17 protein-coding genes are annotated in these 14,161 nt (G+C 61.4%); 4 read left to right on the top strand and 13 right to left on the bottom strand.

Annotated elements, in window-relative coordinates; all coding sequences use genetic code 11:
* Positions 1-113: 113 nt before the first annotated feature.
* The 12 genes from PXK01_RS03965 to PXK01_RS03910 all read right to left on the bottom strand — a co-directional run bounded on the left by PXK01_RS03965 (position 114) and on the right by PXK01_RS03910 (position 10,668).
* Positions 114-632: a prepilin peptidase gene (locus PXK01_RS03965; protein ID WP_274858947.1), complete on the bottom strand. Its 519-nt coding sequence runs from the start codon at positions 630-632 to the stop codon at positions 114-116.
* Between the two features lie 3 nt (positions 633-635).
* The gene (locus PXK01_RS03960) at positions 636-1,487 is read right to left on the bottom strand and encodes a tetratricopeptide repeat protein (protein ID WP_274847515.1); all 852 of its coding nucleotides are present in this window, start codon (positions 1,485-1,487) and stop codon (positions 636-638) included.
* 47 nt (positions 1,488-1,534) lie between these two features.
* A complete protein-coding gene (locus PXK01_RS03955; protein WP_274858946.1) occupies positions 1,535-2,137 on the bottom strand; it encodes a tetratricopeptide repeat protein in 603 nt (200 codons plus the stop codon).
* Positions 2,138-2,139: 2 nt separating this feature from the next.
* A complete protein-coding gene (locus PXK01_RS03950; protein ID WP_274858945.1) occupies positions 2,140-3,120 on the bottom strand; it encodes a type II secretion system F family protein in 981 nt (326 codons plus the stop codon).
* A 12-nt stretch (positions 3,121-3,132) separates the two neighbouring features.
* Entirely contained in the window at positions 3,133-4,101 is a 969-nt protein-coding gene (locus PXK01_RS03945; RefSeq protein ID WP_274858944.1) for a type II secretion system F family protein, read from the bottom strand.
* A 5-nt stretch (positions 4,102-4,106) separates the two neighbouring features.
* The gene (locus PXK01_RS03940; protein WP_274847519.1) at positions 4,107-5,540 is read right to left on the bottom strand and encodes a CpaF family protein; all 1,434 of its coding nucleotides are present in this window, start codon (positions 5,538-5,540) and stop codon (positions 4,107-4,109) included.
* A gap of 27 nt (positions 5,541-5,567) precedes the next feature.
* Positions 5,568-6,806 (bottom strand): AAA family ATPase, encoded by a 1,239-nt coding sequence (locus PXK01_RS03935; protein ID WP_274847520.1) that lies wholly within the window; start codon positions 6,804-6,806, stop codon positions 5,568-5,570.
* Between the two features lie 148 nt (positions 6,807-6,954).
* Entirely contained in the window at positions 6,955-7,581 is a 627-nt protein-coding gene (locus PXK01_RS03930; RefSeq protein WP_274847521.1) for an OmpA family protein, read from the bottom strand.
* A 20-nt stretch (positions 7,582-7,601) separates the two neighbouring features.
* Complete coding sequence (locus tag PXK01_RS03925) at positions 7,602-9,008, bottom strand: type II and III secretion system protein family protein (protein WP_274847522.1); 1,407 nt, start codon at positions 9,006-9,008, stop codon at positions 7,602-7,604.
* A 236-nt stretch (positions 9,009-9,244) separates the two neighbouring features.
* Positions 9,245-10,105, bottom strand: a complete 861-nt coding sequence (cpaB, locus tag PXK01_RS03920; RefSeq protein WP_274858943.1) for a Flp pilus assembly protein CpaB — start codon at positions 10,103-10,105, stop codon at positions 9,245-9,247.
* A gap of 108 nt (positions 10,106-10,213) precedes the next feature.
* Entirely contained in the window at positions 10,214-10,390 is a 177-nt protein-coding gene (locus PXK01_RS03915; protein WP_274858942.1) for a hypothetical protein, read from the bottom strand.
* 95 nt (positions 10,391-10,485) lie between these two features.
* Positions 10,486-10,668 carry a hypothetical protein gene (locus PXK01_RS03910; RefSeq protein ID WP_274858941.1) on the bottom strand — a complete coding sequence of 61 codons (183 nt, stop codon included), beginning with the start codon at positions 10,666-10,668 and terminating at the stop codon, positions 10,486-10,488.
* Positions 10,669-11,039: 371 nt separating this feature from the next.
* Here PXK01_RS03910 and PXK01_RS03905 point away from each other — a divergent pair, with 371 nt between their 5' ends.
* Positions 11,040-11,861: a lytic transglycosylase domain-containing protein gene (locus tag PXK01_RS03905; protein WP_274858940.1), complete on the top strand. Its 822-nt coding sequence runs from the start codon at positions 11,040-11,042 to the stop codon at positions 11,859-11,861.
* A gap of 17 nt (positions 11,862-11,878) precedes the next feature.
* Here the strand turns inward: PXK01_RS03905 and PXK01_RS03900 are convergent, their stop codons facing one another.
* The gene (locus PXK01_RS03900) at positions 11,879-12,460 is read right to left on the bottom strand and encodes a TetR/AcrR family transcriptional regulator (protein ID WP_274848843.1); all 582 of its coding nucleotides are present in this window, start codon (positions 12,458-12,460) and stop codon (positions 11,879-11,881) included.
* 216 nt (positions 12,461-12,676) lie between these two features.
* On the opposite strand from PXK01_RS03900, the gene PXK01_RS03895 reads away from it, so the two are divergent.
* The 3 genes from PXK01_RS03895 to PXK01_RS03885 all read left to right on the top strand — a co-directional run bounded on the left by PXK01_RS03895 (position 12,677) and on the right by PXK01_RS03885 (position 14,142).
* Entirely contained in the window at positions 12,677-12,913 is a 237-nt protein-coding gene (locus tag PXK01_RS03895) for a hypothetical protein (RefSeq protein ID WP_274858938.1), read from the top strand.
* A 115-nt stretch (positions 12,914-13,028) separates the two neighbouring features.
* The gene (locus PXK01_RS03890) at positions 13,029-13,493 is read left to right on the top strand and encodes a nuclear transport factor 2 family protein (RefSeq protein WP_274858937.1); all 465 of its coding nucleotides are present in this window, start codon (positions 13,029-13,031) and stop codon (positions 13,491-13,493) included.
* Between the two features lie 34 nt (positions 13,494-13,527).
* On the top strand, positions 13,528-14,142 hold the full coding sequence (locus PXK01_RS03885; protein WP_274858936.1) for a pyridoxamine 5'-phosphate oxidase family protein: 615 nt from the start codon (positions 13,528-13,530) through the stop codon (positions 14,140-14,142).
* The last annotated feature ends 19 nt before the right edge of the window (positions 14,143-14,161 follow it).

Genomic DNA, 14,161 nt, shown 5'->3' with positions numbered 1-14,161 from the left:
AGGGGATCCACTCCGGGGTCATAGCCTATGCATCACTGTGGCAAGAGAACGGCAATGCTGGTGCAATTCCGGGAAGGCAGGGGCGATTTTGCGCTGATTTTAGCGATCAGGTGTCAGTTCGGCCGGGGGTTGCCGAACAGCGCGCCAAGGATCAGGTAGATCGCCAGGGTGCCGCCGAGGCACAATCCCATGGGGAACTTGCTGCCCACATTCCAGCTGAGCCACTCGGGCGCCAGCCTGCGCAGGGGCGTGTATTTGACCAGCCTGTGGGTGACGAACCCGGCCAGCAGATTGGCGGAGAAGATCATCATCAAGGCGGGCAGGTCGGCAAGCGCCACCAGGGGCGCTGCGGCGCCTGCGAATTTTGCATCACCCGCGCCGATCATGCCTGCTGAATAGAACAGGAAACCCATCGCGATCCCGATGGGCAGATGCAGCAACTGCCAGCCATAATCGGCCCAGGTCGGCATCACGAACAGACCCACCACAATGTAGACCAGCCCAAGACAATCATTGATCCAGTTGGGAATGCGCATGCCGCGCAGGTCGGTCAGCGCTGCCGCATAGCAGAGCGGCAGCACGAAGGGCAGGAACCATTGGGCGGCATGGGCCGGGACGGCCAGGTGCACCATGGATCAGCCGTTTTCAAGCGCCGCGAGCGAACGGGCGGCGGCCTCGAAATGCTGCGGATGTGTCGCCAGCGCCTCGCGCAACAGGTTCTCGCCTGTTTTCACATCACCCTGTTTTACCGCGGAAAGGGCCAAGGTGTGCAACAGCTGCGCCCGTTCGGTCTGATCCAGCGGGATCACCGGCAGGGTGTAGTTGCGCTGCGCGCCACGGGCCAGAACCAGGTTGTTCTTGGCGGTAAAGAGCGTCGGATCCTGGCGAATGGCATCGCTGAACAGACGCTCGGCCTCGGCAAAGCTGCCGCGCGAGAGTTTCGAATAGCCCCAGTTGTTCATCACCTTGGCGGGCTGGGTGGTCAGGCCGGTGGCGATTTCATAGAAACTGTCGGCCCGTTTCCATTCCTTGTTGGCATCCGCCACCATCGCCTCAAGCCGGTAGCGGCGGTAGGTCTCATGGGTGGGGGGCACGGAATCCAGCGCCTCCTTGGCGCCTTTCCAGTCGCCGACACGGATCAGCGCATCCGCAAGCGAGACACGATCCTCGACCGTGGCCTCTGCATGGGCGGCGACCTTCTTCCAGGCGCCGGCGGCCTCGGTATTGCGCTTGGCGCGGATGTAAGACGCGGCCAGTCCACGCTGGAAATCGATCCGTTCAGGCGAGGATTTCAGGGATTTCTGGAAATAGCTCACCGCCTCGTTCGGGTCGGCGACCGTCATCATCACCTCGTTGAGGTTATGCGCGTCAACGACATTGACCTCTTCAAAGGCGCGTTCAACGGTTTCCTTGCCATCGGGTTTGACGCAGGCCGACAGGGCCAGAACGCCGACAAGGCCTGTGGTCACAAGAATAAACTGGCGCATTTTATGCGTCCTTTTGCTGCTCTGCCCTATGCGACCCTTGCGCGTTCCTAGGGATCTTTGCCGATCCGATAGCTGCCGCCGCCTTGCCGCATCAATGTGAAGTCGCTTCGACTTTCGTTTTGCGGATCACTATGCGCGGAATTTTCAAGTTTTTCGAGAGCCCGCCGCAAATTATCCCGGATTGCGTCACTTTCGCCATTGTCCAGCGCATAGGCGCGGCGCAGGATCTGCACCGCTTCGGGGGTTTTGCCCCGTTCCATCAGCACGACACCAAGGTTGTTCAGCGCCTCTGGCCAGTCGGGCGCGGCCTTGGTGGCACGGCGCAAAAGATCTTCGGCCTGTCCCAGGCGGCCCAGGCCCAGGTTGGCCGATCCCATGCTGGACAGGACTTCTGCCGTAAGCCCTTGATCCAGTGCCGCGCGGTTGAAGGCATCCAGCGCCAGTTCATATTCCCCGGCATCCATCAGCCGGTGACCCACGATCAGCCCATCTTCAGCCTGTTTGCGAAGATCCACGCCCGGTGCCCAGGGGCTGGCTGGCGGGGCCCCGGTTCGCAAGGAACATGCCCCAACAACAGAGACCGCCACCAGCGCGGCAGCGGCAGAGAAAAGGCAGGGGCGGCGGTGTGCCGCCCTGCGCCGATCGGCCATGATCAGTTACCCATGTTGCCCATGTTCAAGATGCCCTGCACCGAGGGTCCGACCAGAATGATCAGCAGCGGCGGCACCGTCAGCCCCATTGTGGCAAGAGTCATTTTCACTGGCAACTTGTTTGCGGCCTCTTCGGCGCGCATCACGCGTTTGTCGCGCATCTCATCCGCATAGACCCGCAGCGCATCGGCGATCGAGGTGCCGAAGGCCTGCGACTGGATCATCACGGTGGTGAAGGAGGAGACATCCTGCACGCCGCAGCGGGTGCCCATGTCGCGCAGCACCTTTTCCTTTTCCTTGCCCGCCTTCATTTCATAGGCGACCACTTCGAATTCTTCGGCCAATGCTGGGTAGGAGGCGTGCAGCTCCTTGGCGACGCGGACAATGGACTGGTCCAGCGACTGGCCCGCCTCGACGCAGACCAGCATCATGTCGAGCGCGTCCGGGAAGCCCTGGGTGATCTGTTTCTTGCGCTCTTCAATGCGCCGGGTCACCCAGTATTTGGGCAGCATGTAGCCTGCGCCGCCGGGTCCGATAATGCGTAGGGCCAACTGGCTGCTGTCATACTCGGTGCCCGCGTTCAATCCAAAGACATAGAACAGACCGGCCCCCAAGCCGATCAGGCCCAGGGCGAATTGTGCAAAGTGGAACAGGCGCACAGAATCCTTTGAGGCATAGCCTGCCTGGCGCAGCTTCAGCTCCATCGCCGACAGTTCCTCGGCGTTCTGAGGTTCCAGGAAGGAGGCGAATTTCTGCAGCTGTTCGTTGCGGCTGTTCTGACGCAGACGTTCCTTCTGCGGCTTGGGCCGGGTTTCCGGCGCCATGTTCTTTTGCAGCTTCTTCAGCGGATCCTCGGGCTGGTTCAGAAGCAGCGGAATGGCCAGAAGGATCATGAACAGCCCTGCCAGCCCAAGTGCCAGCAGCGGGCCGAAGGCGCCGAACTGATCGGTCAGAAAGCCGTTGATGTCGGACAGGATGGACATGGGGGGCGCTCCTCAGACCTCGATATTCGTCAGCATCTTCATCACGAAGAGGTTCACGGTCAGCATGATCCCGACCAGGAAACAGGCGGGAATGAACCAGGGGTGATCGAGCACATTGTCGTAATAATTGGGATCCTTGACCAGGATGCCGGCCAGCGCCAGCAGCGGAAAGCCGGACAGGAACTTGCCCGACCACTGCGCCTCTGCGGTGATGGCCTTCACCTTGCGGAACAGGCGGAAGCGGGCGCGGATCACCTTTGCCAGACCGGCCAGGACCTCGGCCAGGTTGCCGCCCGATTGCTGTTGGATGGTGACGGCGACGGCCAGAAAGCGCAAATCCTGCATGTCCAGGCGTTCGGCCATTTCCTTCAGCGCTTCGCCCACATCGCGGCCGTAGGCGGATTCATCCGCGATCATGCCCAGTTCAGAGGCCAGCGGATCCTCGATCTCGTGCGAGACAATCTGGATCGCCGAGGAAAACGGGTGCCCGACCCGCAACGAGCGCACCAAGAGCTCCACCGCATCTGGCAGTTGTTCCTCGATCATCGACATGCGCTTGCTGGCCTTCTTGTTGACCCAGAAGAAGACCCCGCCGATGCCGATGATGACGGACCCCAGCGCGCGCACCGGCAGCGGCGCGCTGGTGGCGACGCTGAGACCGATGAAGGCAATGACGGCAACGCCGCCCATGATCATCATCAACTGTTGTGGCGTAAAGGCGATGGCGGCCTTCTGGGCGCGGTCGGCCAGCAGCGAATAGAGCGGGATGGATTGGGTTTTCCCGTGCTGTTTCAGCTCCTTGCGCAGCTGTTCCAGTACTTCTTCGCGGGTGCTGCCCTTCTCCATCATTTCCAGACGGCGGCTGACCTTGCTGTTGAGGCTGATCGACTTGCCAAAGGCGACAAGGTAGATGCCCTCGACCAAGACGATGACGCCGACGAAGATCAGGCCGTAAATCAGCGGTTCTGCAGGAATTTGCATCGCGTCTACTCCATCCGCGTGGGTTCATAGATCGACGGCGGCAGGTCGTAGCCCCACAGCCGGAACCGTTCCGAATAATGGCTACGCACGCCGGTGGCGGTGAAATGTCCGATGATCTTGTTGTCCGGTGTCAGGCCCACACGCTGGAAGCGGAAGATCTCCTGCATCGAGATCACATCGCCCTCCATGCCGGTGATCTCGGTGATCGAGGTCATCCGGCGCGAGCCGTCCTGCAGGCGGGAGGCCTGTACGATCAGGTTGACAGCCGAGGAGATCTGGCTGCGCACCGCCTTGATCGGCATTTCGATCCCGGCCATGGCGATCATGTTCTCAAGACGGGACACGCCGTCGCGGGCCGAGTTGGCGTGGATCGTGGTCATCGAACCGTCGTGGCCGGTGTTCATCGCCTGCAACATGTCGATGACCTCTTCGCCGCGGGTCTCGCCCACGATGATGCGGTCGGGACGCATCCTGAGCGCGTTCTTCAGACAGTCGCGCGGAGAGACTTCGCCTTTGCCCTCGACGTTGGGCGGGCGGCTTTCCATCCGGCCCACATGGGTCTGTTGCAGCTGCAGTTCGGCGGTGTCCTCGATGGTGAGGATGCGTTCAGAGTCGTCAATGAAGCTCGAAAGAGCATTGAGCGTCGTCGTCTTGCCCGAACCGGTCCCGCCCGAGACGATCACGTTGAGCCGGGTGGAAACCGCCGCTTGCAGATAGGCGGCCATTTCTTCGGTGAAGGCGCCAAAATTCACCAGGTCATCGATGCCCAGCTTGTCTTTCTTGAACTTCCGGATCGACACCAGCGAGCCGTCAACCGCGATGGGCGGCACCATGGCGTTGAAGCGTGACCCATCCGCCAGGCGGGCGTCCACATAGGGGTTGGATTCATCGACACGCCGCCCCACCGCCGAGACGATCTTGTCGATGATCCGCATCAGGTGCTTTTCATCCTTGAAGGTCACGTCGGACAGCTGCAGCTTGCCTTCGCGTTCCACGAAGATCTGTTGCGGACCGTTCACCAGGATATCGCTGACGGTCTCGTCCTGCAGCAGCGATTCCAGCGGCCCCAGACCGGTGACCTCGTCATATAGCTCCTTGTTGAGCGTCATGCGGTCTTCGCGGTTGAGGACAATGCCCTTTTCTTCGAGGATTTCGCCTGCGATCTGTGCGATCTCTGCGCGCAGTTCTTTCTCGCTGGCCTTTTCAAGGGCGGCCAGGTTCAGGTTCTCCAGCAGATCACGGTGCAATTGCACCTTGATTTCGCCCAGGCGTTCCTTGCGCTTGCGCTCCTTGTCGACAGGTGCGGCTTCGGCCTGGGTGCGGGTGACCGGGCGGCGCAAAGAGGCGCTGGGCTGCGGTTTGGCCTCTGCCGTCGCTGCGGGCGCAGGAACAGGCGTTTCGCGTTTTGCGGGTGCCGGTTTTTTATATCTGGAAAACAACTTACTACCCCCCGGTAATCATGTGCTCTATGCAGCGGCGTCGGCCTCGCCCTGGCCAAGTTCGTGCAGGGATTGGGCCAGCTTGGCGATTTCCTTGCGCAGCGGGTTCTTGGCATTGGACAGGGCCAGGGGCAGGCCATGATCGCAGCTTTGCGTCACCGGCTTGCCACCATCCGGCAATTGCAGATCGATGGAGATGCCAAGGCTGTCGCCCATACGTTTCACCCGGGATTTGCCACTGAGATCGGTGAATTTCGGCGCCCGGTTCAGGGCAAAGCGCAGCTTGTCGAAGGGCAGGCCCTCGGATTGCAGCGCCCGTTTCATCCGCACCGTGTTCTGGGCCGAGCGCATGTCCAGCTCGATCACCGCGAAATAGACATGGGCCAACTGCAGCATGGTTTCGGACCACTGCACCAATGTATGCGGCAGATCCACGACCACAAAATCAAAGTGGCTTCGGGCCATCTCGATCACCCGCTCCACGTCTTCGGGGGTGATGATTTCCAGCGGGATCATATCCGCCGGCGCTGTCAGCACCTGCAGCTTTTCCTGGAAGGGCAACAGCGCCTGACCGAAGATCTCCTCATCCAGGCTGTCGGTCTCGCTCAGCATTTCCATCACCGCCTCGCGGCGGGGCAGATCCAGATAGGTCGAGACAGAGCCATGCTGCATGTCGAAATCCAGCAGGCAGACACGGGGTTCCTTGCTGTTGCTGAGTTCGGCCAGTTCCCAGGCCAGGTTCACTGCCAGGGTGGTCGATCCGGTTCCGCCCGCCATCCCGTGGCAGACGATCAGCGCCCCCTCGCGGCGGCTGCCGCTTTTCAGCTGGTGGGTATTGGCCACCGGTTCAGGCTGAGGCTCTGGCGCGCTGAGCCGGTCAATCGCCGCCTGCAGCTCTTGTTCCGGCAGCGGATAGGGGATGAATTCGTCAGCCCCCTGGCGCAGCAGGGAATGCAGCGCCGCCGGGGTCACGTCCTCGGCGATCAGGATGACCTTGATGCCCTTGGCATGGGCCTGGGTGATGATATCGCCCATCAGGGGCAACTCGTCCTCATCCTCGCAGTCCATCGCCATGGCAACGAATTGCAGGGAGTCGGCTTCGGGCTGCCCGAAGAAGGCCAGCGCCTCGGAAAACCCCAGGTCGCCCCAGGCTTCCCCCAATGCCATTTCCATGTCTTCGATCAAGAGGTCGAAGTTCTGCACATCGCGGCTGATGGTGCAGGCAACAATGGCAGGTGTATCAGGTTGCGGTTGTCCGCTGCTCATCGCCAAGATCCTCTAGTCTCAAAGAAGTCGGCCCCCCATCACGGGGCGCACTTCACCTCTTGTAGCGACTGTCCGTTAAGATCTTGACCACAATTGGGCCAAAAGCCTCCAATTGTAGGGAAAAGTTAAGGGGTTTTAAGACGGTATTTTAGTCCAGGGTGCTTTGCAGGGTCTGTTCGGCCGTCAGGGTCGTTGCCGGCACCGCGCTTGCGACATATTCCCGGTAGATGATCTGGGCATATTTTCCGTCCAGAACCGTAGGGTGACGCTTCAGGAAGCCGCTGACCTCGGTGACCGTGCGCCGGTTGCGCCGCTCACGCTGCTGCGTGACGATCAGCGGCTGGGTTTCGCCGTAAGACACCATTGCCTCTAGGCGGGAGCGGCTAATTCCCTTTGATACCAGGTAGTTGACAGCGGCCTGGGCGCGGCGTTTGCCCAGGCGATTGTTATAGGTGCTGCTGCCGACCGCATCGGTGTGACCATAGACGCGGAAGCGCACTTCGGGGAACTGTTTGATCCAGTGGGCCTGAAGGTCCAGCGTCGCGCGGGCGGCCGAATCCAGCCGGGCGCTGTCGAAGTCGAAATTGATCGTGGTGGGCACTTCCTCGGCGAAACGGCCAGCCAGTTGGATGGCAAAGTCCCGCTCGCCGCTCATCACCGCAGCATTGTTGGTCGTGGAGTTGCCAAAAATCGTGCCGGAAAGAGGTTGACCTGCCTCGCGCGTACAGGCGGTGGTGGCCAGCAAAAGCGCCAGGATGGCGGATGTCTTGATCATGTGCTCCATCGTCCCTTTGCTCAGTCCATTACATAGCCGTAGGAGCCGTTGAAATCCTGCTTTGCCACTTCGCTGGCCGGGCCGGAGCGGCTGCGCGCGGTGCGACCGAACAGGAACAGGTCCGCTTCGCTGGGCGGTTTGATGCGGTCGGTGGGCAGGGTCAGCGCTTCGCCACGGGTCGGGGTGACCAGATGGGCGCTCACGATGATCACCAGCTCGGTCTGTGAGCGCTGATAATCGGCGCTGCGGAACAGGGCGCCGAGCACGGGCACATCGCTGAGCCAGGGCAATTGTGACGAGTTATCAAGGAATTCGTCCTTGATCAGCCCGGCAATGGCAAAGCTCTCGCCATCGCGCATTTCCACCGTGGTCGAGGTTTCGCGGCGCGAGAAGGCGTTGATCGACAGGCCATTGAGTTCGAGCGAATTGGTGGGGTCGATGGCCGATACAGCAGCCTTCAGCTCCAGGTTCACGATGTCTTCATCCACCACCCGGGGGATGAAGTTCAACTCGATCCCGAAGGGTTTGAATTCGACCGTGATCAGCCCGTCCTCCTGAGCGACGGGGACGGGATATTCGCCACCGGCCAGGAATTTCGCCTCCTGCCCGGACAGGGCCGACAGATTGGGTTCTGCCAGGGTGCGCACGACACCCTTTTGTTCCAGCGCCTCCAGCAGCAGGCCGACCTGGACCGACCCGACGTTGAAGCCAAAGAGAACCGCGCCGGTATTGCTGTTGGCGGCCGGGATGTTGCCGGTCAGCGCATTGGTCAGGCTGCCCTGGTTGTTCAGGGTATTGACCCCGCCGTTGACGCCAAAGCCGCTGCCGCCATTGACGCCGAGCGATGAACTGAGCGATTTGGAGACCGAGCGCTGCATCTCGGCAAAGCGCACCTTCAGCATCACTTGCTGGACGCCGCCGACCGACATCAGGTTGCTGACCCGATCCGGCGCATAGCGTTCGGCAAGATCCAGCGCCCGCTGCAACCGGGCCGAGCTGGACACCGTGCCGGACAGCACGATGCCGTCATTGGCGGTGCGCACTTCGATCTTTTCTCCGGGCAGGATCTGGCGCAGCCGCTCCTTGAATTCGGTGACATCGGCGGCCACGCGCACATCGACGTTGGTAATCAACCGACCCGAGGCATCCAGCAGCGTCAGCGTGGTCAGCCCCGGCGATTTGCCAAGCACGTAGATGGTGCGGTCGGACAGGGACGAGATATCTGCGATACTGGGATTGGCGATGCTGAGTTCGGCAAAGGGCACGTCGCTTTCGACCACCACGGCGCGGTTCATCGGCACGTCCAAAGAGGCAGAGGCCCCCTTTTTCACCACGCGCAAGCCATTGGCCATGGCGCCGTCGGAAACGGCCATAGACATCAGCGATAGCCCGGTCAGGGCTGCCGCAACAAACCTTCGAATTGCCATGTGACCTGCCTTTCCGATCACGCCTCAACTTCGGATCTTTTGCCCGATAATTCCCTACACTCTGCGGCAGTTCCAAAAATATTGCAAGAATCAATGGGAAAGCCCGTCCGGATGCGGCGCATTTCTGTGGGGCAGAGGCAACATGAAGCAGGACAGCCGCCCTGTTTCGGGGCGGCTGTTCGATGTTTAAGGGCTTGGTATAGCTTGGCTTTCCTGTCGGCTCTGCGCCGTTGGGATCAGTTCGAGCAGGGGATCGGGATTTCCACGACCTCTGCGCCGCGCCTTGTGCGGATTGTGCAGACCCGTTCTTCCTGGGCCGCCACAGGCGCCTCGACCGCAGACAGTCCCAAGAGCTTGCGTTGATCCACTTCGACCATGGCTGCGACGGTGTCATCTTCGGCGCCGACCAGGGCGAGCGACAGCTTGCCGGTGCTTTGCGCCTGGGCCAGGGCAGCCACCTGTTCGGGACGGGCCGACACGGTGACGGTGCGGGCGATCACGGCGCCGTTGATATCGCCGCCTGCGCTTTGATCGACGGCGATCAATTCAACATTGGCTTCGATCAGCCGGGTCACATCCCCCTGGGCGCCGGGGTTCGCACCGCGCACGGTGCCGGTCCAGTAGACATCGACCCGGTCACCGGGACGCAGGAAGCCCGAGACGCCCGAGGCCACATCGACCTTGATCGCAAAGGCGCGCATGCCGCGGGCCAGACGCGAGGTGATACCGGCATCTTCACCCGGCGCGGTCAGCTTGACCGCCAGCAATGCCTCGTCCTTTTCCATCGCGCGCAGCACCACGCGCGGGTCATCGGCGCGATCTGGCGGGAACAGCGCCTCAAGGCTGGTAAAGGCGCCTTCGGGAATGGCGTTTTGAGGCCAGCGCACCTTGCGCACAGCCTCCTGGGTCAGCCGCTCACCGTATTTCAGTGCCTTGGTGGCAACAAAAACATCCGTGGTCGGAACAACTTCCGCACGGTTCGCCCTCTCGCGGGCAAGTTCATTCTGATAGGCCGAAATGTAGTTCTTCGCCATCATAACGGCGCCACCGGCCAGGGCGACACCGACAATAAGCACAAGTCCGAAAACCGCACGCATTGTGGTCCCTTTCATTATATGAGCCCGGCTCCGCAACACGCGGACCCGGTGCATGGGTCAATCAAAACGCTGCATACATTCTGTCGGCAGTCCGCCGGTCTATGGCGATCAGCCGAACGACCAGTTCGACATATAGGCCATCAGCGCATTCGCCAGACCCATCGCTCCATCCTCCATCGCGGAGGCGATCAGCACGGTCAGGCCGACAATGGCAGCGGTCAGAACGACCCAGTCGACCGTCACAGCGCCTTCATCCCGGGCCAGAAAAGACCAGATCTTTTTCATCGCGTTCACCTTTCGCAATAGGAAGGTGGAGAAGAAAAGGGCCGCGTCTTCGTTTTGAAAGACGCGGCCCCAAAGCTCTTGCCTAGGCTAGGCTATTAGCTGCCGGGCGCCTGGTCTGCGATGAAGGTGCCGGTTGCGGTGGTCAGGTTGCCGGAACCGGTTTCGATGGCGGTGTAAACAGCGCCGGCCAGAGCGGCAACGGCTGCGGTCAGAACAACCCAGTCAACGGTCACGGCGCCGGAGTCGTCTTTACGGAAGTTTTTGATGAACTTGATCATGGCTTAGTCCCTCCAAAGGATCTCTTGAATTTGCACTGTCCAGCCGTCCTATGCTTGGGTCTGTCTCTCTCTCTCACCGACCCTGTCCGGCTTGGATGAGTACATATAGCCGGGTGAGAGTGGCAGCATTTGGGCCGAAAACTGCAAAGGCCGCCCAATTTTAACGATTTTTAAAGAAACTTTTTAAAGCCCTGAAATTGCTCAAAAAAGATGTTTACGGCTCGTAAACCGGCGTGGCTTTTGCGCGGCATTCCCCATGAAATATGGCAAGTTCGCCAGATTCTGGGCCCATTGGGCTGGATCTGAAAGGCGATTTGACCGAGTCTTTCCCGCAAAAGAGCAGTATCAAAACCGGGTTCACAGGCCGACCCATGTTCAAATCATGTCTATATGCCGCTGTTGCGGCGGCGATTCCCCTGTTGTTGACCGGGCCGACGGGGGCCGAGCAGCTCCCGAAGCCCTTTCCGGAGTTCGAGGCCAAGCGGGTCAAGCCGCCAAAGCCCGGCACCGGGCAGCGCATCACGGTTCAGATCACCCCGCCGGTGGTGCCGCCGCAAACTGCGGCAGAGGGCACACCAGGCGCATCACCCGAACAGCCCGTCGGGCGGTATTCCTGGTTCTGGCAGCAGGTTGCGCCGGATCTGGACGCCACCACGGGGGCGGCCCGGCTGGAACGGGCGCTTGGGGTGCTGAGTTCCAGCGAAGGCAGTTCCATCGCCGCACCGCGCCTGCAGACCCTGCAAGAGATTGTCGCCAGCCAGGGGGTGCCGATCCTCATGGCCAGCCTTGAAGCGCGCGTCTCTCCGGCGCTGACCCTGGCGGTGATCGCGGTGGAAAGCGAAGGCCGGGTGGATGCGCTGAGTTCCGCCGGGGCGCAGGGGTTGATGCAACTGATGCCGGACACCGCCAGCCGCTTTGGCGTCAGCGATGCCTTTGCAGCCCAGCAGAACATTGCGGGCGGCGTGAAATATCTCGATTGGCTGCTGCAGGAGTTCAAGGGCGATGCGATCCTGGCTCTGGCTGGCTACAATGCGGGGGAGGGCGCCGTGCATGATCACGCCGGGGTGCCCCCCTTTGCCGAAACGCGTGACTATGTGCCAAAGGTGCTGGCAGCCTATCGGGTGGCCCGCAACCTGTGCATGACACCGCCCGAGCTGATCACCGACGGCTGCGTCTTCCGCCGGGTGGAGTAGGCTTGCGCGTCCGCCTGTCAGCCTTGCGGAAGATGCAGGGTGAGCAGCCCGCGGGCGGCCTCCTTGGCGTCTGCGGCCGGATCCCCGGCCAATCCGCCGCCCCGCGCCATCACCGCTGACACGATGGCCCCTTCCTTCAGCAGCAACAGCTGACGCGCCAGTTTGACCGGCTCTGCCGCTCCGGCAGCCTTGGCAATGCTTGCGAAGTGATCCTGCAGGATCTGCTTGTGCGCCGCGGATTGGGCGTGGATCGGGTGGTTGACCTCCTGGAACTCGGCACTGGCCTTGATGAACATGCAGCCGCGGAATTCTGGCTTCTCGAACCATTCCGACAGGGCGTCAAACATCGCCAGCAGCTGGCCTTCGGGCGTATCCGAAAGCTCCTCGATCCGGCGATACAGCCAGTGGCGGAAGTTCTCGTCCCGCAGGCGCAGCACCGCGAGGATCAGTTCTTCCTTGGTGCGAAAGTGCTTGTACATGGAGGTTTTGGACACGCCCGTTTCAGCCACCAGCATATCCATGCCAGTCGCGTGAAAGCCGTTTCGGTAAAACACGGTCAGGGCCTTTCGGACCAGCTCGTCTCGCTTGTTTGGGCGCATGATTCGTCTCTTTCTGTACTGATCTGTACATAAAATGCACCCATGGGGAAAGCAACTGCGACACAATAAAGTGAAGCATTTCAGGTGATTGAGGGCGAAATCAGAAAAATTGATCACAGCCGATCACAAAATGTGATTTGCAAAAGAGTACTGATCGGTACAGTTTGGTGGAAAGTTAACAGATCGGTACACTTAAGCCCAAGGATGGAGACCCCAATGAGACGATTGTTCCAACCCATGCGCTCCCCATTTGGTCCTTTTGCGCTGACGGCCGCCATTGCGGCGGCCCAGCTGACACCGGCGGGTGGCTTTGAATACGCGGAACCACTGACCCGCACCGGCTTTGCCCAGGCGATCCATTTCGCCCAGAAATCCGCCGTCCGGCCCGGTGGCGCACAGACCATGGCGGTTACCATGCCCGAGGGGGCCGCCATGCGGGTGGGCGCCCCGTAAGCGGCGGCCACCCGACCCACCCCGGCCCGGACGCATCTGACCTCCCCCCACGCGCGCTCCCGGACTGGGGTGGCAAATCCTTCCCTCCACCGACCCTCAAGAAAGGACTTCCTTCATGTCCCGTCCCCCTGTGCCTCCCTTCGACAAAGCCAGTGCCATCCAAAAGGTGCGCCTTGCCGAAGATGGCTGGAACACCCGCGATCCGCAGACCGTGGCGCCGGCCTATACCGATGACTGCCCCTGGCGGAACCGGGCCGATTTCGCCATCGGCCAGGACGAGATCCGCGCGCTGTTGACCCGCAAGTGGTCGCGCGAGTTGAACTACCGGCTGATCAAGGAGCTCTGGGCCTATACCGAAAACCGCATAGCCGTGCGCTTTGCCTATGAATGGCAGGATGACAGCGGCCAGTGGTATCGCTCTTACGGCAACGAGAACTGGGAGTTCGCCGCAGACGGTCGCATGCAGCGGCGTATCGCCTCGATCAACGATCTGCCGATCCGGCAAGAGGATCGCCTGTTCCACTGGCCGCTGGGCCGCCGCCCCGACGATCACCCCGGCCTCACCGAACTGGGCCTTTGATACAACCCTCCCCCTTTTGAAAGCGAGTGCAACCATGCCCCGTGCCTTTGCAGAAATTGCCTTTACCCCCGCCGTGCGCGCCCATCAGGAGCGCATGGGCTCGGCCCGGTCCTATGGTCGGCTGCTGGATATTCCCGAACGTTCAGGCGACCGGATCGGCGTTGCCGAGGCCGCCTTTATCGCCGATCGCGACGGCTTCTATCAGGCGACGGTGTCGGAAACCGGCTGGCCCTATGTGCAGTTCCGGGGCGGGCCGCGCGGCTTTCTCAAGGTGCTGGACGACAAGACCATCGCCTATGCCGATTTCAGCGGCAACAAGCAGTATGTCTCGCTTGGCAACCTCACGGAAAACGCCCGCATCTCGATGATCCTGATGGATTACCCGAACCAGCGGCGGCTCAAGATCTGGGGCACGGTTGAGGTGGTCGAAGGCGCCGAAGCGACGGATGGCCTGTTCCCTTCGGGCGCCGATGCCAACCCGGAGCGGGCCATCCTGATCCGCGTCGAGGCCTTTGACTGGAACTGCCCCCGCCATATCCCCGAGCGGCTGACGCTGGAGGAGCTGGAACCCCACCTGGCCCCCCTGCGCACGCAGCTTGCGGATCTCAAGGCCGAGAACGCGCGCCTGAAGGCAGGTCAGCCCGCTTGAGGCTGTTCTCGGAAAACCC

The sequence above is a fragment of the Phaeobacter sp. PT47_59 genome (assembly GCF_028890025.1).
Classification (GTDB): domain Bacteria; phylum Pseudomonadota; class Alphaproteobacteria; order Rhodobacterales; family Rhodobacteraceae; genus Phycobacter.
Note: the sequence above shows the minus strand (reverse complement) of the source record. Positions and strands in the feature narration are given on the sequence as shown.

What these genes read in the sequence shown, in the direction of transcription:
- PXK01_RS03885 (WP_274858936.1), top strand. Translation starts at nt 13,528, where the DNA reads ATGCCCCGTGCCTTTGCAGAAATTGCCTTTACCCCCGCCGTGCGCGCC.
- PXK01_RS03895 (WP_274858938.1), top strand. Translation starts at nt 12,677, where the DNA reads ATGAGACGATTGTTCCAACCCATGCGCTCCCCATTTGGTCCTTTTGCG.
- PXK01_RS03950 (WP_274858945.1), bottom strand. Translation starts at nt 3,120, where the DNA reads ATGTCCATCCTGTCCGACATCAACGGCTTTCTGACCGATCAGTTCGGC.
- PXK01_RS03935 (WP_274847520.1), bottom strand. Translation starts at nt 6,806, where the DNA reads ATGAGCAGCGGACAACCGCAACCTGATACACCTGCCATTGTTGCCTGC.
- PXK01_RS03905 (WP_274858940.1), top strand. Translation starts at nt 11,040, where the DNA reads ATGTTCAAATCATGTCTATATGCCGCTGTTGCGGCGGCGATTCCCCTG.
- PXK01_RS03955 (WP_274858946.1), bottom strand. Translation starts at nt 2,137, where the DNA reads ATGGCCGATCGGCGCAGGGCGGCACACCGCCGCCCCTGCCTTTTCTCT.
- PXK01_RS03965 (WP_274858947.1), bottom strand. Translation starts at nt 632, where the DNA reads ATGGTGCACCTGGCCGTCCCGGCCCATGCCGCCCAATGGTTCCTGCCC.
- PXK01_RS03900 (WP_274848843.1), bottom strand. Translation starts at nt 12,460, where the DNA reads ATGCGCCCAAACAAGCGAGACGAGCTGGTCCGAAAGGCCCTGACCGTG.
- PXK01_RS03945 (WP_274858944.1), bottom strand. Translation starts at nt 4,101, where the DNA reads ATGCAAATTCCTGCAGAACCGCTGATTTACGGCCTGATCTTCGTCGGC.
- PXK01_RS03930 (WP_274847521.1), bottom strand. Translation starts at nt 7,581, where the DNA reads ATGATCAAGACATCCGCCATCCTGGCGCTTTTGCTGGCCACCACCGCC.
- cpaB (WP_274858943.1), bottom strand. Translation starts at nt 10,105, where the DNA reads ATGCGTGCGGTTTTCGGACTTGTGCTTATTGTCGGTGTCGCCCTGGCC.
- PXK01_RS03915 (WP_274858942.1), bottom strand. Translation starts at nt 10,390, where the DNA reads ATGAAAAAGATCTGGTCTTTTCTGGCCCGGGATGAAGGCGCTGTGACG.
- PXK01_RS03960 (WP_274847515.1), bottom strand. Translation starts at nt 1,487, where the DNA reads ATGCGCCAGTTTATTCTTGTGACCACAGGCCTTGTCGGCGTTCTGGCC.
- PXK01_RS03925 (WP_274847522.1), bottom strand. Translation starts at nt 9,008, where the DNA reads ATGGCAATTCGAAGGTTTGTTGCGGCAGCCCTGACCGGGCTATCGCTG.
- PXK01_RS03910 (WP_274858941.1), bottom strand. Translation starts at nt 10,668, where the DNA reads ATGATCAAGTTCATCAAAAACTTCCGTAAAGACGACTCCGGCGCCGTG.
- PXK01_RS03890 (WP_274858937.1), top strand. Translation starts at nt 13,029, where the DNA reads ATGTCCCGTCCCCCTGTGCCTCCCTTCGACAAAGCCAGTGCCATCCAA.